Source organism: Achromobacter sp. FW305-C-13, assembly GCF_058783475.1.
Genome location: NZ_JBYSYN010000002.1, coordinates 1271139 through 1292232, shown reverse-complemented (window position 1 = coordinate 1292232; position 21094 = coordinate 1271139). Strand labels below are relative to the sequence as shown.

22 protein-coding genes, 1 pseudogene and 1 riboswitch are annotated in these 21094 nt (G+C 67.4%); of the genes and pseudogenes, 8 read left to right on the top strand and 15 right to left on the bottom strand.

The features are described from left to right. Positions 1–56: 56 nt before the first annotated feature. On the bottom strand, positions 57–581 hold the full coding sequence (ogt, locus tag AC3WMU_RS17300; RefSeq protein WP_006222639.1) for a methylated-DNA--[protein]-cysteine S-methyltransferase: 525 nt from the start codon (positions 579–581) through the stop codon (positions 57–59). 145 nt (positions 582–726) lie between these two features. On the opposite strand from ogt, the gene AC3WMU_RS17295 reads away from it, so the two are divergent. Further along, entirely contained in the window at positions 727–2172 is a 1446-nt protein-coding gene (locus AC3WMU_RS17295) for an AlkA N-terminal domain-containing protein (protein WP_492282727.1), read from the top strand. 19 nt (positions 2173–2191) lie between these two features. Here AC3WMU_RS17295 and AC3WMU_RS17290 read toward each other — a convergent pair whose 3' ends face one another. Beyond that, positions 2192–3310, bottom strand: a complete 1119-nt coding sequence (locus AC3WMU_RS17290) for an extracellular catalytic domain type 1 short-chain-length polyhydroxyalkanoate depolymerase (protein WP_492282726.1) — start codon at positions 3308–3310, stop codon at positions 2192–2194. A 28-nt stretch (positions 3311–3338) separates the two neighbouring features. After that, the gene (locus AC3WMU_RS17285) at positions 3339–3761 is read right to left on the bottom strand and encodes a CopG family transcriptional regulator (RefSeq protein WP_035212329.1); all 423 of its coding nucleotides are present in this window, start codon (positions 3759–3761) and stop codon (positions 3339–3341) included. Positions 3762–3921: 160 nt separating this feature from the next. After that, positions 3922–4094: riboswitch (yybP-ykoY riboswitch) on the top strand. Between the two features lie 9 nt (positions 4095–4103). On the opposite strand from AC3WMU_RS17285, the gene mntP reads away from it, so the two are divergent. Beyond that, positions 4104–4679, top strand: a complete 576-nt coding sequence (gene mntP, locus AC3WMU_RS17280; protein WP_006222635.1) for a manganese efflux pump MntP — start codon at positions 4104–4106, stop codon at positions 4677–4679. Between the two features lie 13 nt (positions 4680–4692). Here the strand turns inward: mntP and AC3WMU_RS17275 are convergent, their stop codons facing one another. From AC3WMU_RS17275 to AC3WMU_RS17225, 11 genes and pseudogenes are all read right to left on the bottom strand, one after another. Further along, entirely contained in the window at positions 4693–5394 is a 702-nt protein-coding gene (locus AC3WMU_RS17275; RefSeq protein ID WP_035212327.1) for a hypothetical protein, read from the bottom strand. A 2-nt stretch (positions 5395–5396) separates the two neighbouring features. Then, a pseudogene (locus AC3WMU_RS17270) lies at positions 5397–5516 on the bottom strand (VOC family protein); the annotation flags it as partial. Positions 5517–5625: 109 nt separating this feature from the next. Further along, entirely contained in the window at positions 5626–6531 is a 906-nt protein-coding gene (locus AC3WMU_RS17265) for a LysR family transcriptional regulator (protein ID WP_006222632.1), read from the bottom strand. A 12-nt stretch (positions 6532–6543) separates the two neighbouring features. Next, a complete protein-coding gene (locus AC3WMU_RS17260; protein ID WP_006222631.1) occupies positions 6544–7026 on the bottom strand; it encodes a YajQ family cyclic di-GMP-binding protein in 483 nt (160 codons plus the stop codon). An 84-nt stretch (positions 7027–7110) separates the two neighbouring features. Further along, complete coding sequence (locus tag AC3WMU_RS17255; protein ID WP_424625121.1) at positions 7111–7899, bottom strand: heme ABC transporter ATP-binding protein; 789 nt, start codon at positions 7897–7899, stop codon at positions 7111–7113. Continuing rightward, positions 7896–8894, bottom strand: coding sequence for a FecCD family ABC transporter permease (locus AC3WMU_RS17250; RefSeq protein WP_280026587.1), 999 nt, complete (start codon positions 8892–8894; stop codon positions 7896–7898). Before AC3WMU_RS17250 ends, AC3WMU_RS17255 begins: the two co-directional genes overlap by 4 nt. After that, positions 8878–9711, bottom strand: coding sequence for a heme/hemin ABC transporter substrate-binding protein (locus tag AC3WMU_RS17245; protein ID WP_492282725.1), 834 nt, complete (start codon positions 9709–9711; stop codon positions 8878–8880). The genes AC3WMU_RS17250 and AC3WMU_RS17245 overlap by 17 nt, the downstream gene beginning before the upstream one ends. 10 nt (positions 9712–9721) lie before the next feature. Then, positions 9722–10768 (bottom strand): hemin-degrading factor, encoded by a 1047-nt coding sequence (locus AC3WMU_RS17240; protein WP_492282724.1) that lies wholly within the window; start codon positions 10766–10768, stop codon positions 9722–9724. 75 nt (positions 10769–10843) lie between these two features. Continuing rightward, the gene (locus tag AC3WMU_RS17235; RefSeq protein WP_492282723.1) at positions 10844–13474 is read right to left on the bottom strand and encodes a TonB-dependent receptor; all 2631 of its coding nucleotides are present in this window, start codon (positions 13472–13474) and stop codon (positions 10844–10846) included. A gap of 112 nt (positions 13475–13586) precedes the next feature. After that, on the bottom strand, positions 13587–14588 hold the full coding sequence (locus tag AC3WMU_RS17230; RefSeq protein WP_492282722.1) for a FecR domain-containing protein: 1002 nt from the start codon (positions 14586–14588) through the stop codon (positions 13587–13589). Further along, positions 14567–15076, bottom strand: a complete 510-nt coding sequence (locus AC3WMU_RS17225) for a sigma-70 family RNA polymerase sigma factor (RefSeq protein ID WP_006222624.1) — start codon at positions 15074–15076, stop codon at positions 14567–14569. The genes AC3WMU_RS17230 and AC3WMU_RS17225 overlap by 22 nt, the downstream gene beginning before the upstream one ends. 156 nt (positions 15077–15232) lie before the next feature. Here AC3WMU_RS17225 and AC3WMU_RS17220 point away from each other — a divergent pair, with 156 nt between their 5' ends. Both AC3WMU_RS17220 and AC3WMU_RS17215 read left to right on the top strand, forming a co-directional pair. Next, positions 15233–15700 (top strand): CopD family protein, encoded by a 468-nt coding sequence (locus AC3WMU_RS17220; protein ID WP_492282721.1) that lies wholly within the window; start codon positions 15233–15235, stop codon positions 15698–15700. A 186-nt stretch (positions 15701–15886) separates the two neighbouring features. Beyond that, a complete protein-coding gene (locus AC3WMU_RS17215; RefSeq protein WP_424625118.1) occupies positions 15887–16747 on the top strand; it encodes a hypothetical protein in 861 nt (286 codons plus the stop codon). On the opposite strand, the gene AC3WMU_RS17210 is transcribed toward AC3WMU_RS17215, so the two are convergent. Beyond that, entirely contained in the window at positions 16744–17700 is a 957-nt protein-coding gene (locus AC3WMU_RS17210) for a LysR family transcriptional regulator (protein WP_424625117.1), read from the bottom strand. The two genes, AC3WMU_RS17215 and AC3WMU_RS17210, sit on opposite strands and share 4 nt — an antisense overlap. A 154-nt stretch (positions 17701–17854) precedes the next feature. On the opposite strand from AC3WMU_RS17210, the gene AC3WMU_RS17205 reads away from it, so the two are divergent. From AC3WMU_RS17205 to AC3WMU_RS17190, 4 genes are all read left to right on the top strand, one after another. Then, on the top strand, positions 17855–18880 hold the full coding sequence (locus AC3WMU_RS17205; protein WP_424625116.1) for a tripartite tricarboxylate transporter substrate binding protein: 1026 nt from the start codon (positions 17855–17857) through the stop codon (positions 18878–18880). After that, a complete protein-coding gene (locus AC3WMU_RS17200) occupies positions 18880–19857 on the top strand; it encodes an alpha/beta hydrolase (RefSeq protein WP_280026578.1) in 978 nt (325 codons plus the stop codon). The genes AC3WMU_RS17205 and AC3WMU_RS17200 overlap by 1 nt, the downstream gene beginning before the upstream one ends. 56 nt (positions 19858–19913) lie before the next feature. Beyond that, complete coding sequence (locus tag AC3WMU_RS17195) at positions 19914–20603, top strand: helix-turn-helix transcriptional regulator (RefSeq protein WP_280026577.1); 690 nt, start codon at positions 19914–19916, stop codon at positions 20601–20603. A 69-nt stretch (positions 20604–20672) separates the two neighbouring features. Then, positions 20673–21092, top strand: a complete 420-nt coding sequence (locus AC3WMU_RS17190) for a VOC family protein (RefSeq protein ID WP_454677681.1) — start codon at positions 20673–20675, stop codon at positions 21090–21092. Positions 21093–21094: the final 2 nt, after the last annotated feature.

Below are 21094 nucleotides of genomic sequence, written 5' to 3'. Positions count from 1 at the left end.
CGCCTCGGACGGCGCCGGAATTCACAACATCTTTAACCTGGAGTTGAAAGTGGCGCTCAGTGCGCGGCATGCCGGGCTTCGTGTTCCAGCAGCCAGCGCTTGCGGTGCAGCCCGCCGCCGTAGCCGGTCAACGACGCGTTGGCGCCGATCACCCGGTGGCAAGGGATCACGATGCCGACCGGATTGGCGCCGTTGGCCAGCCCGACCGCGCGCACGGCGGTGGGCCGTTCGATGCGCCCGGCCAGGCTGCCATAGCTGACGGTCTGCCCGCCCGCGATACCGCGCAGCGCCTGCCAGACCTGCCGCTGGAAGTCGGTGCCGCCCAGCGCCACGGGTAGATCGTTGATGGCGGCCACCTCGCCGTCGAAATACGCTTCCAGCGCGCGGCGCGGCACGGAGGGCTGGCTGGCGTCTCGCACCTGCACGGCGTCTTTGCCGTACTGGCGCCGCAGCAGCGTATGCATGCGGGATTCGTAGTCTTGCCAATCGACGGCGCGCAACTGCTGCTGGGCATCCGTCAGCACCAGCATCTGGCCCAGCGGGGTGGAAACGCGTTCCAAAGAGAATGTGTGGATCGGCATGGCCGGCTCCCGGTGAAGTCGCAATAAGGCGAATATAGAACCGCGCAGGGCGTGCCGCTGGCGGTTTTCGGACACCAGTGTGATCGTCACAACCGTGTCCGAAAACCGCTAGATCCCGGCCCGGGCGCGGCAGTAGTATCGGTTCATGGACCTGAACCACGACGCCTGCTATAGCGCCATCCAAGTGCGCGATGCCCGTTACGACGGCCGCTTCTTCACGGCCGTCAAGACGACGGGCATCTATTGCCGCCCGGTGTGCCCGGCGCGTACGCCGCTGTCGAAGAACGTCACGTTCTTCTCGACGGCTGCCGCCGCGCAAGAGGCCGGCTTTCACCCCTGCCTGCGCTGCCGGCCCGAGACGGCGCCGGAAATCGGCCCCGGACACGAATTGCCCGACAGCGTGGCGCGCGCCTTGCAACTCATTGAACTGGGCGCGCTGGACGACGACGGGGTGGATACGCTCGCCCAGCGTCTGGGCGTGGGGGAACGCCAATTGCGCCGCCAGTTTCGCCAGCATCTGGGCGCCTCGCCCGTGGCGGTGGCCCAGACGCGCCGCGTGCTGCTGGCCAAGCAGCTCATCCACGAAACCCATTTGCCCATGGCGGAAATCGCCTTCGCCTCGGGCTTTGGCAGCATCCGCCGCTTCAACGAGATTTTCCTGGACCTGTTCGGCCGTGCCCCGGGCGAGCTGCGCCGCTCGGAAAAACCCGAGGTGTCCGCTGGCCGGCACGGCGAGATCAAGCTGCTGCTGCGCTATCGCCCGCCCTACGACTGGGAGGCCATGCTGGCCTTCCTGCGGTTGCGCGCCATTCCCGGCATCGAACACGTGACAGAGGACAGCTACGCGCGCACGGTCAGCCTGGACGGCCACCAGGGCACCCTCACCGTGCGCCCCGGCACCGGCAATGCCCTGCAGGTCACCGTGCGCTTTCCTCGCCTGCAAGCGCTGCCCGCCATCATTGCGCGGGTGCGGCGCGTGTTCGACCTGGCCAGCGACCCTGTAGCCATCGCCGCGCAATTCGCTGGCGACCCTGTCATGACCTCGCTGATCCAGGCCAGGCCCGGCCTGCGCGTGCCGGGCGCCTGGGATGGATTCGAATTGGCGATGCGCGCCGTCCTGGGGCAGCAGATCACCGTCGTCGCGGCCATCCGCCTGGCCGGCAAGCTGGTGGCGGCGTATGGCGCGCCCATGGCCGAACCCGAAGGCGCGCTGACCCATGTCTTTCCAGAGCCTGCGGTCATCGCCGCGGCCGATCTGGCCACGCTGGGGATGCCCCGAAGCCGCGCCGCCACGCTCTCCGCCGTGGGCGCCGCAGCGGTCGCCGACAAGCACCTGTTCGACGCCGGCAGCGGGCTGGAAGAAGCCGTCGCGCGCCTGCGTCAGATCAAAGGCGTGGGGGAATGGACGGCGCAGTACATTGCCCTGCGCCAGCTGCGTGAACCCGACGCCTTCCCGTCGGCGGACATCGGCCTGATCCGCGCGTTGGAAAAACTGGAATCGCGGGAAGTCACGCCCGCGCAGCTGTTGGCACGGTCCGAACAGTGGCGGCCGTGGCGTGCCTACGCGGCACAGCATTTGTGGACCGCGTAGGCACTTGCGCGGGCCGCTGCTAGCGCTGGTGGCCCAACGAACGTTCGAAGAAGAACCGCAGCATCTCGGCCGTGGCATTCGGACCGGATTGGTCCGTATAGGATCCGCTTGCCGACCCGCCGGCCCAGGCATGACCGGCGCCATGGATCTCCCAGCGTTCGGCGCTGATGTCGCCCTTGGGGTTGCGGTACAGGTACCGGGTGCTATGGCGTTTGCCGCCAGCCCCCGGCACGCGGCAGGTCTCCACCGATGCGGCTGCCCCAGCGCTGGCCGCAGCCACCGCCTGGCCATTGCCCGGATGCACCGTTGCGTCGCGGTCCCCGTGAAAGACGATCGTGGGCACCCCGCTCGCGGCCTGCCCCGCCGCGTGGATGCCGGCGCCCTTCATGGCCGAGAGTGCGGACGGCAGATCAGTCGCCACACCGGCCGCCAGCCCCGAATGCACGCCCGCGGCGGCGAACAGGTCGGGATAGGCGCTCGCCAGGATGGCGGCCATCGCACCGCCCGCCGACAAGCCTGCCACGTAGACACGCTGCGGGTCGATCGCGTGCGAGTCGATGACGGCGCGCGTCATGCCGGCCAATATTTCAGGTTCGCCCCGACCCCGCTGCTGATGATTGTGCTTGAACCAGTTCCAGCATTTCTGCGGATTGGTCTCGCGCGACTGCACGGGATACAGCACATAGAAGCCCTGCGCTCGCGCGGCCTGGTTCATGGCGGTGCCGGCAGCGAAATCGTCGGCGTCCTGCGTGCAACCGTGAAGCATGACGACCAGCGGACGGGGCTCGGCGCCCGCGTTGGGCGGCACGTAAAGCTTGTAGCTGCGGTGCCCCCCTGCGTTGCGGAAGGATCCCGCGGTGAACGTGTCGCCTGCCGTGGCCGGCTTGTCCGCAGGCGGGGCAACGTCGTCGACCGCAGCCGTTGCCGTCGCCTTTGCCTTTGCCGTAGCCGACCGGGCGGCGGGTTCGGGGATCTCCCAAGCCTCGACATCGATGACGTCAGAATCGTCCTCGCGGGCAGGCGCGGCAACCGCCCCGCCCCGCAACGCGGCCTGGATGGCGGCAGTCGCTGCGGCCAGATCGCCGGAACGTGTGAGCCGGGTGGCCTGGTTCATGAGTTGCTGGAATTCGGGGTGCATGGCGTTACCTTGACGGCTAGGGGGAAAGTCAGCGGATGCGCTGACGCAGGGCAGCTTTGACGGCGGCGCTGGCATGCAAGGCGCCCAGGACCGTCACGGATTCGATGGTGGCAAGCGCCAGTTCGGGGGTGACGTCCGGCGCGATGGTCGCCAGCCCCAGCACTCGGATTTGCAGCATTTCCCCCGCCGCCTGAACCGCAAGCAGGTCCTGCGAGGTGTAGTGCTGGATGCCCAGAACCAGCGTCTTTCGGCTGACCGCCTGACGAACGGCTTCGCCGTGCGTGGCCAGTTGATTACGGATGGCTGTTCGTATCAGGTCGGTGCGGTTCGCATAGAACCCTTCCTGCACCAGAAGATCGATATGGCCCAAGTCGACGTACCCGAGATTGATGGTGATCTTCTCATCGGGGGGCTTGGGAACGGAGGCGAGGGAGGGAGGACGAGGAGGCATGAAAGAATATTAAAACCATCCACTTGGATGGCCTATGGATGTTTCAATTTGCCATATTTGAGGCCTTGCCGTCGCGGTTTGCCGGTGCGCAATCCGATCGGCCATTCCCCCGCCCGCCTTGCGGTCTGTCATACGCCCGACGGCCAGCTCTGCTAGACTGCGTTCACTCTTTGGGGAGTAGCCGCCTTTCAGCCTGTTCTGAAAGGGCTTACGTCAACATTCTTGGCCCTAGCCGGCCATGGCGTAAGCGGCATTGCGCTTGGCGAGACCACGGACTTTTCACACGACGCTGGGCGGTGTGAAGGGTCTGTGCCGTTCTCGCCCAGTTGGACCCCTCTCTCCATGAATGCCCTCTCCCTCATTGTTCTTGCGTTCGCCATGTCGACGGACGCGTTCGCGGCCGCCATCAGCAAAGGCGCCGCCCTGCACAAGCCCCGCCTGCCCGAAGCTCTGCGCACCGGCGTGATCTTCGGTGTGATCGAAGCGATCACACCTGTGATTGGCTGGGGACTGGGCTCCGTCGCAGCAAAATTCGTGGCCGACTGGGATCATTGGATCGCGTTCGGCATGCTCTGTATTCTCGGGGTGCTGATGATCCGCAACGCCTTCAAGGAAGAGGACGAAGACGCCGCGCCGGTCGTCCGCCATTCCTTCTGGCTCCTGGCCGCGACCGGATTCGCCACCAGCATCGACGCGATGGCCGTAGGCGTCGGCCTGGCATTCGTTGACGTGAACATCGTGGTGGCCGCCATCGCGATCGGCCTGGCCACCACCTTGATGGTGACGATCGGCGTGATGCTGGGCCGCGCGCTGGGCAGCGTGGCGGGTAAGCGGGCCGAAGTGCTGGGCGGCATCGCGCTGATCGGCATCGGCTCGCTGATCCTGTACGAGCACCTGACGGCGGCGGCCGCGGCGTAACGCCTCGAGGGTTTCAGTCTTCCAGGAACCCCAACGCCCGAAGCTCGGCGATGGCGCCCTTCTCCGCGTCGCGCCGCGCTTTGGGGGCTGCCAGCGACGCGGCCAGCAGCAGCGTCTGGTCGTTTGACTCGTCGAAGCCTCGCAGCACGCTATCGGTCACGGGAAACGCCTGGCCAAAGCCCGCGCCCAGCGCCTGGTGGCCGCCATAGCACCCCTGCTTGTCCAGGATGACCTGCGTCTGCGGATCGCGCTTGATCAGATGCAAGGGCACGCCCTGGCACCGCAAGCCCAGCAGCTTGGCCTCGCTGATGTCCAATGCCCAATCGGTTTCGGCGTAGAACGCCGCCCGCGCCGACGCGAACTGCTCAAGCACACGGGCATCCGTGCAAAACGCAGTCGGCGCCAAGTTGAGATTGAGCTTGCCGATCTTTCCGACGAGCTTCACCCGGCGAAAGAACGAGGCCCAGACCAGCAGAATGGGATTGGTGGAAAGGTCTTCCACCACCACGTCCTCGAAGATGCAAGGCATGATCTCTGAATTCACCGCGCGGCATTGAGAGATCCGTACCCCCTGCACGCGCGACATCCGCGCAGGTGCTCTCACCATCGACAGCCCGCAATTGTCGAATGTGCAATCGTGCACGTGCAGGTCGCGAAAGTGCGACCCGCCCTTGTCAAACGCCTTCCGGAATGCCGCGCCCTGGATGCTTTCCATGATCAATACGCGATTCTGACCGACGGCGAGCGGCGGACGGACTCGCCGTGGAAGACGGCTTCGATGTGGTTGCCGTCCGGATCCAGGACGAACGCGGCGTAGTCGCCGGGATGGCGGCCTCGATGCCGTTGTGGTGTCGTCATGCAACGCTCCTGGCAGGGGAAGATTGAGAGTCGGAAATTTACTTCAGCCTGTCGCCTACCCTCAACATCGCCGATTGGCCTTGGCGCGTCACCAGGTACTGTCCGATCCTTTCTGGAAATACGCCACCAGGAAATCCACGAACACGCGGACCTTCGCCGATAGATGGTGGCGTTCCGGAAACACCGCATAGATGTCGGCCTGAGGCAAGGCATAGTCTTCCAGCACGCGCACCAGCCGGCCGCTGCGCAGGTAGCGCGCCAGGTCCCACTCCGCGCGTTGCAGGATGCCCAGGCCGGCCAGGCCCCAGGTCAGCGTCACTTCCCCGTCGTTGCTGCTGAGGTTGCCGCGCACCTTCACGGTTTCGCTGCGGCGGCCTTTCGTGAAGCGCCACAGTCCGTAGGCGGCCTCGTTCTGGCGCAGCACGATGCACTGGTGCCGCGTCAGGTCATGCGGCGTGGCCGGCACGCCGTGCGTCTTCAAGTAGGCGGGAGAGGCGCAGACCAGCCGCCGGTTGGGCGCGATCTTGCGGGCGATCAGGCGGGTGTCGGGCAGGTCGCCGAAACGCACCGCGACGTCGAACGCGTCCTGCACGAAGTCGGCGGGGCTGTCGGTCAGCTGCAGTTGCAGCGAAACCTCAGGATATTTCGCGGCGAATTCCGCGATGGCAGGCGCGATATAGCTGCGGCCGAAGCCCAGCGGCGCGTTGACCTTCAACAAACCGCGCGGGCTCGCCTGGCGGCTGGCGATCAGCTCGTCCAGATCTTCGATTTCGCCCAGGATGCGGCGGGCGCTTTCCAGGTAGACCTCGCCTTCGGCCGTGAGGCTCAGGCGCCGCGTGCTGCGGTTGAACAGGCGCACGCCCAGGCGCGCCTCGATCTGGGCCAGCCGCTTGCTGACCGCGGCCGGCGTGACATCCAATTCCCGCGCAGCCGCCGACATGCCGCCGGCGCGCGCGAGTTCAACGACGAGTTGCAGCTCCGTGGAATGACCCATGAGCCGGCGACATCAATCGCGGAAGTTCTCGAACTGCAGGGGCAGGTCGACGTCGGTCTTCTTCAGCAGCGCGATGGCGGTCTGCAGATCGTCACGCTTTTTGCCGGTGATGCGCAGCTTGTCGCCGTTGATCTGGGATTCCACCTTGAGCTTGGCGTTCTTGATGGCGGCGATCAGCTTCTTGGCCACCGGCTGTTCGATGCCCTGCTTGATCGTGACCTTCTGGCGCGCGCCGCCCAGGTTTTCCAGGGGGTCGGCCACGTCCAGGCAGCGCACGTCGATGCCGCGGGCCGACAGGCGGCCGCGCAGGATGTCGAGCATCTGCTTCAACTGGAACGCGCTGGAAGCGACCTGGGTCACGACGAAGCCTTCCAGTTCGAACTTGGCGTCGGTGCCCTTGAAGTCGAAGCGGGTGGAAAGTTCGCGGTTCGCCTGGTCGATGGCGTTGGTGAGTTCGTGTTTGTCGACTTCGGAGACGACGTCAAAAGTAGGCATGACACGGGTCCTGTTGGGTGATAAGTGAAAAAGGCGAATACATGCGTATTGCCTATTTTACCGGCCCCACGGCCCATGTCCCCATCACCCCGTCAACACCAGTAGCCGCCCCGCCTGCAGCGGGTGCGCAATCACCTGCGCGTCGATCCCGTAAGCCAGATACAGGTTGGCCGGCGTGAGTACCTGCGCTGGCGTGCCCAGCGCGATGCCGCAGCCCCCGCTCAGCAGCAGCAGGCGGTCGCACCAGCGCGCAGCCAGGTTCATGTCGTGCAGGATCACCAGTACGCCCGTATTGCCGGCATGCGCCAGTTCCCACGCGCGGCCAAGCAGGTCGCCCTGATGCTTCGGGTCCAGGCTGGCCGTGGGCTCGTCCAGCAGCAGGTAGCGCGCTTCGCCCGGCGCCCGCGCGGCATGGCACTGCACCAGCACCCGCGCGAACTGCACGCGCTGCTGTTCGCCGCCGGACAGTTCGGGATAGCGACGCCCGCCCAGGTGCGCCACGTCGGCCAGTTCCAACGCCTGCGTCACCAGGGCATCTACCTGGCCGGGCGGCAGTTCGGGAAACGGGTAGGCGCCCATGGCGACCACCTCGCGCACGTCCAGGTCGAAGGTCAGGCCGGGTTTTTGCGGCAGCACGGCGCGGCGGCGCGCCTGCTCCCGATGCGGCATCGCAGCCAGCGCGGCGCCGTCCAGGCGTGCGTGGCCGGAGTCGGGCGTCAGCTCGGACGCCAGCGCGCCCAGCAGGGTCGACTTGCCCGCGCCGTTGGCGCCCAGCAGACCCACCACTTCGCCCGGGCGCACGTCCAGCGACACGTCGGTCAGGATGCGGGCGCCCCCGCGGGACAAGGTCAGGTTTTGCGCGGCAAGCGTCATCCGATCCTCCTTCCACGCGCCAGCAGCCACAGGAAGAAAGGCCCGCCCACCAGTCCCGTCACCAGGCCGATGGGCAATTCCGCCGGCACCACAACCGTGCGGGCTGCCCAGTCCGCCAACACCAGCGCCAGCGCGCCCGCGATGACGGTAGCCGGCAGCAGCCAGCGGTGGTTGGCGCCCAGCGTGATGCGCACCAGGTGCGGCACCACCAGCCCGACGAACACAATGGTGCCCGTGGCGGCGACCAGCGGGCCGACGATCAGCGCGCTGGCCAGCACCAGCTTGGCCCGCACGCGTTTGAGCGCATAGCCCAGATGCTGGGCCTCGCGTTCGCCCAGCAGCAAGGCGTTCATGACGCGCCACTGGCTGACCAGCCATGCGCTCACAAGCAGGACCCAGGGGCCCAGGAACGCCAGCAGCTTCCAGTTGGCGCCGCCCAGGCTGCCCATGTTCCAGAAAGTCAGGTCGCGCAGTTGCGCGTCGGTGGCGATGAAGGTCAGCACGCCGATCAGGCTGAACGCCATGGCGGTGATCGCCACGCCGGCCAAGAGCAGGCCCGCCACGCCGGGCACCCGCCGGCCCACTGCGTAGGCGCAGAGCGTGGCCAGCAGGCTGCCCACGAACGCCATCGGCGCCGTGACCCAGAACCCGCCCGAGAACAGCACGATGGCGGCCACCGCCCCCAACGCTCCGCCTGCAGAAATGCCGATCAGGCCGGGTTCAGCCAGCGGATTGCGAAACAGCGCCTGCATGGCGGCGCCCGATATCGCCAGACCCGCCCCCGTCACCATTGCGAACAGCACGCGCGGCAAACGGATGTCGATCAGCACATTGCGCCACAAGGCGTTTTCGGGCGTGGGCGCGCCCCACAGCAGGGACGGCAGTTCGCGCAGCGGAATCGCTACCGCGCCATGGGCGGTGGCGGCCAACGCCGCCAACACCAGGGCCGCGGTCAAGAGGCCCAACGCCAACGGCGCGCTAACGCGCCATGACATCCGCGACCTCCTTTTTCAGCTGGGTCAGCGCCAGGGGCAGACGGGGCCCCATGCCCAGGATCAGCAAGTCGTCCATCACCACCACCCGCCGCTTGGCCGCGGCTTGGGTGGAAGCGATGCCCGGCAGGCGCAGGAAGGCCTCCATGCCGCCGCCCGCCTCCAGCGACGCTTGCGTCACCACGATCAGATCGGGCGCCAGGGCGCCGACGGCCTCGGCCGACAAGGGCTTGTAACCCTGCTGGTCATGCAGCACGTTGACCAGGCCGGCAAGATGCATGACTTCGTTGGCGGCGGTGTCGCGGCCGGCGCCTTGCGGCGACCCGGTCCGGTTGATCAGCAGCAGCGCGCGCGCCTTCGTGGCAGGCAAGGCCTCGGCGCGGGCCAGCTCGCGCGTGATCTCGTCCACCATGCGTTCGCCAGCCGGCGCCACGCCCAGCGCGTCGGCCACGCCGCGGATGCGCGCCTTCAGCGAATCCACCGAGGGCGCGTCCGACACGGTGACGACCCGCACGCCCACGCCGGCCAGGCGCTTGAGCGCGTCCGGCGGGCCGGCCTGCTCGGACGCCAGGACAAGATCCGGCTTCAAGGACAGCACGCCTTCCACCGGCACGGCGCGGTAATAGCCCACGCGCGGCAGCTTGGTGGCAGCCTCGGGATACAGGCTGGACAGGTCATCGCCCACCAGCCGGTCGCCCTGCCCCAGGCCATAGACGATTTCCGTCACACTGCCGCCCAGCGTCACCACCCGGCTGGGTTCGGCGGCATGAACCGCTGCCGCCACGACCCAGCCCAATGCAATTGCCAGCCACTTTTTCATCAACGGATCCTCAGACGGCCAAGGGCGCGCCGCACAGGCTGACCATCAATTCGCGCCAGCCGGTCAGTTCAGGCTTGCCCGGCTTGCGTTCGCCGAAGAACTGCACGATCAGGTCGCCGTTGGCGGCATACACCTCCAGCGACGTCACCCAGCCGTCGGACGTGGGCTTGTTCACTACCCAGGCCGATGCGATGGCGGTCGTGTCCAGGTGCAGGTTGAACTTCGGGTCCAGCACGTTGTACCAGTGCCCGGTGCGGCGCAACTGCTCGACCGGGCCGCTATGGATCTGGATCATGCCGCGGTTGCCCACGAAGCACATGATCGACAGGCCGGATTCCGCGGCCGACTGCAGCATGCGTTCCACGGAATCCGCGGGCACGGGCTGCGCCAGGTCTTCGCCGGCTGCGGCCAGCGCGGCCAGGCGCGAGACCTTGAACTTGCGCAGCAGCGGAAAGAACTCATGCGTGTCCTTCATGCCCAGCCACGCCTCGCGCCAACCCGCCGCGTCCTCGACTGCTTCGGCGTCGGTGGCGGGCGCATAGGCGGTGGTTTCCGGCCATTGCGGCTCGCCCGCGAACTTGGCGACCAGCGCGTCGTAGGCGGCGGCGTCCGTCGCGTCGGTACGGTAGACCTTGTGCACGGCCACGCCGGCGCCGTCGAAGAACTGCAGGCTATGGCGCCCGTCCTGCTGGACCGCCCAGGCGGACTTCCAGGCCGTGAAGAACACGCGCAGGTCGATATCGGGCCCCAACACCAGGCCCACCGGGCCGTCGGCCTGGATGTCCAGGTATTCGCCGTGGCGTTCGTGCACGCACCAGTCGTTGCGCGTCAGCGCCATCACTTCGCCCAGCGTGCCCAGTTCGCGAAAGATGGCTTGCGGCGTGCCATGCAGCGCCGTCGCCGTCACGCCGCCACAGCCGGCAGCGACCCATTCGGCTTCGGACACGCCCAGCGCCTGGGCCAGGTTGCGGGCGCGCAGCCCGGGTTGCGAGGCCGCCAATTCGTCGTTGCGGGCGCGCAGCGCTTGCGCGCGGGAGTTGAAATCTTGATTCGTCATCGTGGGCCCTCCGGCCGGAGCAAAGCATTCTTCAAAAACCGCCGCCGCCCACCTGCGGGCGGCGGCGGCGCGAAATCAATACTGGTAGGTCAGCGACACGCGCACGCTACGGCCCGGTTCCGTGTACCAATCCACCGTGCGCGGCAGCACCTGGGTACCCGCAGTCGGCACGTTGATGGCCTCCCAGTACTTCTTGTCGAACAGGTTGAACACGCCAGCCTGCACCTGCAGCCCCTTCACTGACGCGGGGCGCCAATAACCCATCAAGTCCACCACGCCGTAGCCCGGGGCCTGGAAGTCGGCGTTCGCCGCCGTGGGCGTGCTGTCGGGATACTCGACCTTGTCGCGCTTGAGCGCGGTGGTCAGCAAGGCATCCACGCCCCACACGTCACGGCCGTAGCCCACGCCCAGGATGGCCTTCAGCGGCGCCACCGAATTCAGGTACTGCCCCGTGCCTTCGTCCTTGCCCACGGTCCATGCCACCGAGCCCCAGGTGCGCCAACCCGGCGCGAACTTCCAGTGCGCGCTGGCTTCGGCGCCGTAGATGCGGACCTTGGCGCGGTTCACGTTACCCGTGATGCCCAGCGGGTACTGCCCGGCCCAACCCGGCTGCCACTGCGGCGAATTCGCGTCTATCGGCTGATTCGCATCAATAAAGTTCTGATAACGATTATCAAACAACAATACCGCACCGCCCAGGTCGTCGGTGCCCATCTTGGCGCCCAACTCCCAACCCTTGCTGGTTTCGGGCTTCAGATAGGGATTGCCCACGCGCAGATAGGTTCCTGGTCCGCCGTAGTTGGTGTAGAGCTGGCTGGCGGTGGGCGCCTTGAATCCGTAGGCGTACTGGGCGTAGACGCTCAACTGCTCCATCGCTTTCCAGGTGCCCAGCAACTTCGGCGAGAAGCGGCTGCCGCTGTTGGACGGCGGCAAGGCGCCGGCGTTGGGATTGCTTTCGTAGCTGGCGGTGGACTGCGGCTTTTGCTCGTAGTGGTCGTAGCGCAGGGCCGGCATGACCGTGTAGCGGCCGTCGCCGAAGCTGAATTCGTCCTGCACCCACAGGGCCCACTGGTTGCCCTTGGATTGCGGCACGTCGGCCTGGTTGGTGTGCAGCATGTCGCACGAACGCGGGCCGAACAGCGCGGGGGTGCCCGGGCGCAGCACGGGGCAATTGTCGTAGCCGCTGGAGTTCTGCTCGGTCTTGTTGCCGTACCACTCGCCGCCCACCGTCCACAGCTGCGACACCGAGGCGCCGCCCAGCCGCTTGGTGAGTTCGCCGTTCACGCCGAACAGCGTCTGCTGGATGGAGTTGCTGCGGCCGTACGGGCCGCTGGGAAAGCCGTAGCGGAACGGATCGCCGGGGATGATGGTCGCGCGGGAGTCCACGCTGCGCACGCCGTCCAGCGCGTTGTCCAGCCGCATGCGTTGCCAGTAGACGACGGCGGTGGCGGTGTCGATCAGGCTGCCTTCGCTGGGCGCCTTGTAGGAATAGTCGAAGGACACGCGCTCGCGCTCGGTTTCCTTCTTCGTGCGGTTCTCACCGTACAGGTAACTGGTGCCCGCGCCCTGGTCGTACATGTTGTCGATGTCGGCGCGGCGCTTGAAGTATTCGCCCGTCAGTCCGAAGCGGTGGCCCCCTTCGACACGCTGCTGCAGCTTCATGAGGAAGCTCTGCTGGTCGTAGTCTTCGGGGCTGGGCTGGCTGCGCTTGGGGCCATAACCGCCGACGTCGCCGCGGTTGTCGATGTCGTGGCCGTTGCGCACGCCCGCCTGCACCAGCCAGAAGGTGTTGCTGTGGATCTGACCCGCCAGCGCGGCGTTGGCGCCCCAGCTGGCATCGGCGGAATCGTAGTCGGTCTTGGCCAATGCGCCGAACGTCTTGCCGTCGGTCAAGAGGTCGGACGGATCCAATGTGTACAGGTCAGCGGTGGCGGACAGGGCGCCGGAGCCGCCCCCGGTCGCATCCGCGCCGCGCACGATATCCAGCCGCGACAGGCTGTTGAAGTCCACGGCCTCCAGGCCGCCCTTCACGCCGCGCGCGCCATCGTCCAGCCACGGCAGGCGGATGCCGTCCACGCGCGTGAGCACGCGGTCCTGGTCCAGGCCGCGGATGTTGATGCTGTTGGTCGTGCGGTTGAAGTTCACCCCGGCTTCGGCGCGCTTACCCAGGTCGCTCCAGTTCTTGATCTGAAGATCGTCCATCTGCTTGCGGTCGGTGCTGGTCTCCCAGGCGGGCGTCACGACGGCGCCCTCGCCTTCCACCTGGACCGGCGTCAGCAGCGTTACGCCAGGCTGCGGCGCGGGCAGCAGCACGAACACGCCTGCGGTGCGTTCCTGCACGGCCAGGCCGCTGCCGGCCAGCAACCGCGCGAAACCTTCATTCACGGAATACGTGCCCTCCAGCCCGTCCGTGCGGCGCTGCCCCACCAGCTTGGCGTCGAACAGCACGGTCACGCCTGCACTGTCGGCAAATCGCGGCAGAGCCTCGGCCAACGCGCCGGCCGGGATGCGATAGCCGCGCGCCGCAGCCTGGGCCGACGCCTGCGCGATCGATTGCGCGTGCGCGGCGGCCAGCGGCAGCATGGCGCTGGACACGACGGCGAACGCCAGCGCGGCATGCACGGCGCAAGTCAGGCGGGTCAGCCGGACCTGCGCGCCCGGAGCGGTTTGGGAGCCGCTTGCGCGGCCGGCGGGGAGATAAGCCATGGTCGTCCTTTCGATCCAACGGGTATCGGCATTCGTTTGCCTATACAGACCATGACCCTCGTGAATCGCGAATCGGACAGCTTGGGCGCCGGTATTTTGTAACAACGAACAATCACGCCGCTGCCTCCCGCGGCCCGATGGTCACCCAATAGGCCGTGCGGTAGCGCACCTGCACCGGCAAGGTCGCGGGCAAGGCGGCCAGCACGGCATCGGTGTCGTTCAACTGGAAGGCGCCGGAGATACGCAGATGCGCGATCTCCGGATCGCAGCGCAGCACGCCCGAGCGGTATCGCCCCAATTCGGAAGCAAAGGCGTCCAGGCGCAACTGATTGGCGTACAGCACGCCGCGCATCCAATCACTGGCATGCGGATCAGCGGCCGACGGCGCGGACACGCCGCCCTCGGTAAGGCTGCCTTGCTCACCCGCCACAAGGCTCACCATGCGGCCGGGATGCGCGCCGCTGCTGACGCGGACCTGCCCTTCCTGCACGCTGACCTGGCAATGCCCGCCGTCCTGGCGCACGCAGAAGCGCGACGGCATCGCCTCGATATCGCCCAGGCTCGTGCGCACCACGAACGGGCGCGGGTGGGGCGAGGCGTCCGCCACCGCGTGCACGGCGATCTCGCCCGAACGCAGCCGCACCAGGCGGGTCGCGGCGTCAAACGCCACGTCCACGGCACTGGCCGTATTCAGATGCAGGGTGGAGCCGTCGGCAAGCGCCACGTTGCGCCGCTCGCCCGGGCCGCTGCGGTAGTCGGCGGTCCAAGCCAGGGGATCGGCGCGCCAGGCGGCCCAGCCCACGGGGCCGGCCACCACCAGCGCCACCAGCGCCTTCAGGGCCGCGCGGCGCTGCTGCAGTTCAGGCCGGTTCAGGGTGGCCATGCCGAGCGCCGCCGGGATCAGGCCGAAGCGTTCGTTCACGCGTTGCGCACGCTGCCAGGCGTATTCGTGTTCGGCCTTGCTGGCGCGCCATTGATCGCAGGCATGGACGTCCGCGTCGGTTGCGCGGCCCGAACTCAGACGCAGCAGCCATCGCGCCGCTTCGCGCGCCACGTTGCGTGCGACGGCGGGCAATTCTCCGGCCGGGGCGCTCACATCACCGCCATGATGCATTGCTCGAACCCGCGGGCGATATAGCGGTGCACGGACCGCAGCGACACGTTCAGCCGCGCGGCGATTTCACCGTGGCTCAGCCCTTCCAGTTGCGCCATCAGGAACGCCTGGCGCGCCGGCAGCGACAGCCCGGACAGCATTTCGTCAATTTCTTGCAGCGTTTCCAGGATGATCAGGCGATGCTCGGCGGACGGGGCCACCGCTTCCGGCATCAGCGCCAGCGCTTCGAGGTACGCCTCTTCCACCGAGCGGCGCCGGTGATGGTTCAGCAGCAGGCGCTTGGCGATCGTCGTGAGATAGGCGCGGGGTTCGCGCAGGGCGTCCAGTTCGTGGCGGTGCCGCAGCACCCGCACGAACGTGTCCTGGGCCAGATCGGCCGCATCGAACGTGTTGCCCAATTTCGCACGCAACCAGTTGTGCAGCCATCCATGATGAGTGCGGTACAAAAGTTGAACGGCGTCGCCTGAAGCGAGCACAGGGTTCGGCACGACGGGCTCCCAGAACGCTATACACAAATAGAAATCAATCTCATTCTAAATGCAAAACCATGATTCTGGTCAAGTCCGCGCCAGATTCTGTTGCGGCGATATGATGGGGACAGACCGGGCCGCACCCCGCGGCCCTCCCCTTGCAGGCAGCCCCCCATGTTCTATAGCGTCTTGAAGTTCATCCATGTGATCGCCGTGATCCTGTGGGTCGGCGGCATGCTGTTCGCGCACTGTTTCCTGCGGCCGGCGGCCGCGCAGTTGGAACCGCCCGCGCGCCTGAAGCTGATGGCGTCGGTGCTGGGCCCCTTCTTGAACGCCGTGCTGGCGGCGATCGTGCTGATCCTGCTGACGGGCGTGTCGATGATCGGGCAGGAAGCCAGCCAGGCCGTGCGCACGGGCGGCGCCTTCTTCATGCCGCTGGCCTGGACGCTGATGGCCGGCGGCGGGATCGTGATGATGGCCATCTTCGGCCATATCCGGTTTGCGCTCTACAAGCGCCTTGCCGCGGCCGTGGCGGCGTCCGATTGGCCCAAAGGCGGTCAGGCCATGGCGGGCATCCGCAGCTGGGTCGGCGTGAACCTGGTGCTGGGCATCGCCATCGTGGCCATCGTCTTCCTGGTCTAGGCCTGGGCGAGCCCCCCTTTCAGGGTTGACGGGCCCCCAGGCGGATACCATCCGCGGCCGCCACCTATCGGCCAAGCAGCGACTGGTATCGGGATTCTTTCGGCTGGTGCAATACCCCGTACATCCGCAGTGGCCACACTGCGGATGACTCTCGCGGGTCACGTCAACAACGACAAGGGATTCCCCATGATCAAACGTGCATTCCACCTGGCCGCCCTCGGCCTGTTCGCCTCCTCGTTCGCAGCCCACGCCGCGGCGCCCATCGACAACAGCGCCCTGGACAAACCGGAGTTCCGCGCCCACAAGGCGACCTACGGCGTGGTCTACCGCCTGCCGCAGGACGTCAACGCCGTTCTGGACGCCAAGATCACCGGCACGCTCAAGCAGGACCTGCTGGCGCTGGGCCTGAAAACCGAGGCCGAAACGCCCAACATGCCGCACGTGACCGTGGTCCATATCCACAGCGCCGACCCCGAGACGCCTGCCCGCATGCTGCGCGCGCTGCCCAAGCCGCCCGCCCCCCTGCAGGTCACGCTGAAAACCTTCTATCCGACCGAAGCCGCCAAGGGCGCAGGCCACCCGTGGTGGCTGGACCTGGGCGTCGTCAAAAGCGGCCAGGGGTTCGAAGACATGATGCGCTACAACACGGTGACGACCGCCGCCCTGGCCCCCTTGCGCGACGGCCCGCTGCCACGCGTGACGGGCCCCGTCTACGCCAAGATGGGCGACGCAGGCAAGGATCTGGTCAAGACGATGGGCGTCAGCGGCGTCAACATCATGCAGGACGGCAAAGAGGTGCGCGCCCATAACCCGCACACCACGCTCGTCTACAGCATGGCGATCTACGACACCCGCCTGCAGGACGCCATGAAGCAGGAGTCCGACAAGTTCAACGCCGTGCTGCCCGACGGCATCAACACCACGTTCAAGGACGTGTCCATCGTCGAAATCGGCTTTGCCGGCAACGTCGTGCGCGAGATCTACCGCGTCAGCCTGGAAGACGGTTCGGTGATCGACGTGGCGACGGGCAAGAAGGTCGGCTCCTAAGCCGACTGGGCTGCAGGAGCTCCCACGCGCTCCTGCAGCACCTCGCGGATCTGGTCGCGCAGCCACGCCTGCTGCGGCGACGTGTGCTGGCGGCGCGCCCACACCATCACGAATTCGATCTTGCGCAGACGCGCGGGCAATTCCAGCACCGCCAACGGAAAGTGCCGGCTGTGCGCCTGCGCCACGCTGGCGGGCATGGTGGTGGCGTAGTCCGTATCCAGCAGCACGTAGGGCGTGATGCCGAACCCCGACAGGTAGGCCGAGAACTCCAGGCGCGCGGCATCCGGCTTCAAGGCACGGTCGAAGTTGGTTTCCCGGCCGTACATCTGCGCGAAAGCGAACCACTTGATGGCAGGCAGGTCGGCCAGCGTCAGCGCCTTGCGGCCCGCCCACGGATGCCGCGAAGACACGACGCAGACGCGACGGTCGCGCAGCAGGGTGTCGCGGTGAAAACGCGCCGGCACTTTGCCGAACAGGCCGATGGCAATGTCCAGCCGCTCGGCGTCCAGGTCGTCGGGCACGAAATCGCCGTGCACGGACTGGAAGCGCAGCGTAATGCCCGGCGCCAATCGATGCAGCCTTTCCAGCAGGGGAGCGGCCAGCAGGATTTCACTGTGCGCGCCGGTACCGATGTTGACGACGCCGCTGGCCCGCGCGGGATCGAAAGCTTCGGGGGGTCGCAGCGCCGTTTCGATTTGCGCCAGCGCGTCGTGCACCGCGGCGTGCAGCTCCAGCGCCCGCTCGGTCGGGATGAAGCGCCCTTTCACCACCACCAGCAACGGATCCTCCAGCCGCCGGCGCAAGCGCGCCAGGTCGCGGCTGATGGCGGGCTGCGTCTTGTGCAGCAAGGCAGAACTGGCCGTGGCGCTGCGGGTACGCATCAGCACGTCGAAGGTCAGCAGCAGGTTCATGTCCAGCCGCCGCAGATAGGGCAAGGGTTGCGTATCGCTCATCCCTGAATGCTATGCGTGACAAGCATGAATGAAAAGTCATATATCAATTTCGGTATAGCCTGCTTGCGCGCCCGGCATTGGGCAGCGCGCAGCCGCTTGGCTACAGTCGCCGGCAGATCGGGCATTTCGCACCCGACACCTGGAGACTTCCGCAATGGGCCCCTTCCGCCTGATCGCCGCGCCCTGGCGCGCGGCCTCCCCCCGCCGTTGGCTGCTTGCCGCCAGCGCCGCCCTGACCGGCGCCGCGCTGGCGCTGGGCGCCTTGCAGCCGGCCGCAGCCGCCGACTTTCCGGCACGCCCGATCACGCTGGTGGTGCCTTTCCCCGCCGGCGGCACGCCCGATATCCTGGCGCGCATCCTGAGCGAGAACCTGGCGCGTCGGCTGGGCCAGCCGTTGATCGTGGAAAACCGCGCGGGCGCGGGCGGCAATATCGGCGCACAGGCCGTGGCGCGCGCCGCCCCCGACGGCTACACGTTACTGATGTGCGCGTTCGGCTGCACAGTCGCCCCGTCGCTCTATCAGCCCGCGCCGTACGACATCGTCAAGGACTTCGCGCCCGTCGCGATGATCGGCACGGTGCCCAGCGTACTGGTCGTCAACCCGCAGGTGCCGGCCAAGACGCTGCCCGAACTGCTGGCCTACGCCCGCGCCAACCCCGGCAAGCTGAATTCGGCCTCGTCGGGCGTGGGCGGGTCGGCCCATCTGGCCACCGAACTGCTCAAGCAGCGCGCCGGCATCGACCTGGCGCACATTCCCTACAAGGGCGCAGGCCAGGTGGCGGCCGACCTGCTGGGCGGGCAGGTCGACATGTATTTCGACAATCTGCCGGCGTCGCTGGCCAACATCCGCGCGGGCAAGCTGCGCGCCCTGGCCGTGGCCAGCCGCCAGCGCGCGCCCGCCATCCCGGACGTGCCGACCTTCGCGGAAAGCGGCGTGCCCGATTTCCTGATCACGCCCTGGTTCGGCGTCATGGCGCCGGCTCGCACGCCGGAGGCCACACTGGCCGCGCTGCATGACGCCTTCACCGATGCGCTGGCCGCGCCCGAGGTCGCCGCCAAGATGCGCGAACTGGGCGTCGAGACGGCCGCCGGATCTCGCCAGGCGCTGAGCGAATTCGTCACTGCCGAAACCGCGCGCTGGAAGGACGTGATCCAGGCCAACCACATCAAGGCCGAGTGATGGCGCCGGACCACACGGCGTTGGACGACGCGGGCGCGCCGCCCCCGATCCGGCTGCGCGACATGGGGTCGTTCCACGTCGGCGGGCACGATGTCCGGCTGTCGGGCCTGGCTTGCCGCGAGGTCGTCATGGCCGAAGGCGGCCAGCCCGTCTCGCTGGACCCGAACGGCACCTATCGCGTCGAGCAGATGTATGCGCAGTACTTCCTGGCCGAACCCGCCAGCGGCCGCCCGCCGCTGGCCTTCTGGCATGGCGGCGGCATGACGGGCGCCGCGTGGGAAACCACGCCGGACGGGCGCGAAGGCTGGCTGAACGCTTTCCTGCGCCGAGGCTGGGACGCCTACCTGTGCGACGCGGTGGAACGCGGCCGCGCGGGCTATGCGCTGGTGCCCGAGATCTGGCCCGAGGCGCCCATCGTCCAAACGCGCGAAGACTGCTACACGCGGTTCCGCATCGGCCGTCCGGGCACGCGGCCCGGGTCCGACAGCGCCTATCCCAACACGCAGTTTCCCGTCGCCGCATTCGACCGCCTGGCCGCCCAGATGGTGCCGCGCTGGGTCCACACCGACGCGGCCATCCTGCAGGGCTACCTGGCGCTGCTGGAACGCGTGGGGCGGATGATCGTCATCTGCCATTCACAGGCGGGCGTCTTCGGCATCCGCGCGGCGCAGGCCCGGCCCGACCGCGTACGCGCCGTGGTGGCACTGGAACCCGCCAGCATTCCCCTGCTGGCGCCGGATGCCGACTACCGCACGCCGACGCTGATCGTGATGGGCGACAACATGGATACCGACCCGCGTTGGCCGCGGATGCGGGCGCGCGTGCAGGACTTCGCGCGTCGCTACCCGTGTGTCACCGTGCTGTCCCTGCCCGAGGTAGGCATCACCGGCAATTCGCACATGCTGATGATGGACCGCAACAGCCTGGACCTGGCCGGGCGCGTGCATGACTGGCTGATGGACCTGCCGCCGGGCTGACCCAATACTGCCATTTCGTGGCAGCATTACGGCATCCGATTCCGTCGCCCTGCCCCATGTCCCGCACCGAACGTCTGCTGGAGCTGCTCCAGACCCTGCGCCGCCACCGCCTGCCCGTCAGCGGCCACCGGCTGGCCGCCGAAATGGGCATCAGCCTGCGCACGCTGTACCGCGACATCGCAACGCTGCAATGCCAGGGCGCCGAGATTGAAGGCGAGCCTGGCGTGGGCTACGTGCTGCGCCCCGGCTTCATGCTGCCGCCCCTGATGTTCAGCACCGAAGAGATCGAAGCCCTGGTGCTGGGCACGCGCTGGGTGGCCGGGCGCACGGACGAGCGCCTGGGGCTGGCTGCCCGCAATGCGCTGGCCAAGATCGGCGCGGTGCTGCCGCAGGAACTGCGCGACGAGCTGGACGCCATTCCGTTGCTGGTGGCCCCCAGCGCGAACGCGGTCATCGACCGGGTCGACGTGGCGCTTATCCGCCAGGCGATCCGCAGCGAACGCAAACTGGAAATCCAATACCGCGACGACAAAGGGTCGGATTCTGCCCGCGTGATCTGGCCCTTTGCGCTGGGCTTTTTCGATAGCGTGCGGCTGGTCATGGCCTGGTGCGAACTGCGCCAGGATTTCCGGCACTTCCGCACCGACCGCATCGCCGCCGTGAGCGCCGGCGACCGCTACCCGCGGCGGCGCCACGCCTTGCTGAAAGAGTGGCGCGCGATCCACCACGAACCGAAAAAAACCTGATGCACACTACTGCCAAAAACTGACAGTACCCCTGCCTAACATGAGCGCATCAACCACCAGGAGCGCATCATGTCCGACACCAACTACGTCCTCTTCTACGTCGAAAAGCCCCAGGCCAGCGCGGCGTTCTACAGCGCGCTGCTGCAACGCCAGCCGGTCGAGAATTCACCCACCTTCGCCCTCTTCGTGCTGGACTCCGGCCTGAAGTTGGGCCTGTGGTCGCGCTATACGGTGGAACCGCCCGCGGCCGGTCGCGGCGGCGCGTCCGAACTGGTGTTTGCCGTGGCCGACGCGGACGTCGTCAACCAGCGCCATGTGGAATGGAGCCTGCGCGGCCTGCCTATCCTGCAAGCGCCCACCGACATGGATTTCGGGCGCACCTTCGTTGCCCTGGATCCTGACGGCCACCGCCTGCGCGTGTTCTCGCCAGCGCCACAGGCAACGGCCGCGCCCGAACCTGTCATTGCCGCAGCATCCCACGCCAGCTGAAC